The sequence below is a fragment of the Paenisporosarcina sp. P4_D4 genome (assembly GCF_056401835.1).
Genome location: NZ_JBFUIO010000337.1, coordinates 1 through 981, shown reverse-complemented (window position 1 = coordinate 981; position 981 = coordinate 1). Strand labels below are relative to the sequence as shown.

1 protein-coding gene is annotated in these 981 nt (G+C 31.6%); it reads right to left on the bottom strand.

The features are described 5' to 3' along the window. Nucleotides 1–179: 179 nt before the first annotated feature. Nucleotides 180–764, bottom strand: coding sequence for a hypothetical protein (locus AC1DSL_RS18675; RefSeq protein ID WP_477533392.1), 585 nt, complete (start codon nucleotides 762–764; stop codon nucleotides 180–182). Nucleotides 765–981 lie beyond the last annotated feature (217 nt).

Sequence of the window (981 nt, the reverse complement as noted above, 5' to 3'; positions counted from 1 at the left end):
CTTTTAAACTACTCATCAGACTCTCCTCCTCAATATTATTTTTCTTTTTTCCACATTTATTCTCCTAATAGTCGGTCCTCTACAAAACACATTTTCCATATCCATTATTTCCACCTCTTCCTCCTCTTATTTCATCGATTTCAATTTCAAAATTGAATACTTTTATAAAAAAACCTGCTTTATTTAAACAGGCTCTCATAAACAAATTGTCTTCCACCTTCTGGCATTTGAACTTCTTTTCGAGAAATTAAACGTCTTTCAGATAATTTTGATAACTGGGTACTTGCCGTGTTCAATTGTTTTCCTAGGCCATCCACAACATCTCTTGCTGTTACTATTTTTCTATCATAAACAAATTCTAAGAGTTCTCTAAGAGAGTTCTTATTTCCACCAATATAACCAAGTATTGAATATGACTCTTTCTCTTTTACCATAATACACAATTGCTCAATATTAAAAGTGCTTTTTATATTGTAAGCATGATCATACTCTTCTTCTGGACTTAAATTCTCAAGAAAAATATATTTATCACATTTTTTATTACTAAATTGCTCAATCATCCATTTCAATGGTTTGGCTACGACTTCATCTATACCTGACCCGTTAGCATCGCCGATTTGTTCCATATCCAGTCGGAAAATCGCCTCTGTAGGCGCCATTTCAATTTGTTTCATCATGGTTTCTCTAATAGATTTAAGTTTGGGACGGTTTAATAGGTTAACAGGTTTTTCGTCACTATAAATATTCAAATCGAAAATTTTCATTTAATTAGCCCTTTCGACTTCAATTTCATATTTGAAATCTGATTTAATTTAATATCATTCTCTACTTTTTGTCAATAGGATATCGAATTTTTATTTGAAAAAAAKTTCCAAATGCTTGATTACCTCTATACAGTGGATTTACGCTACCTTTTGTTATTTGATAAACAGAATCATTTGTACGTAAATGCAATTGAGCCTCGTCAGACCATCTAAAGGC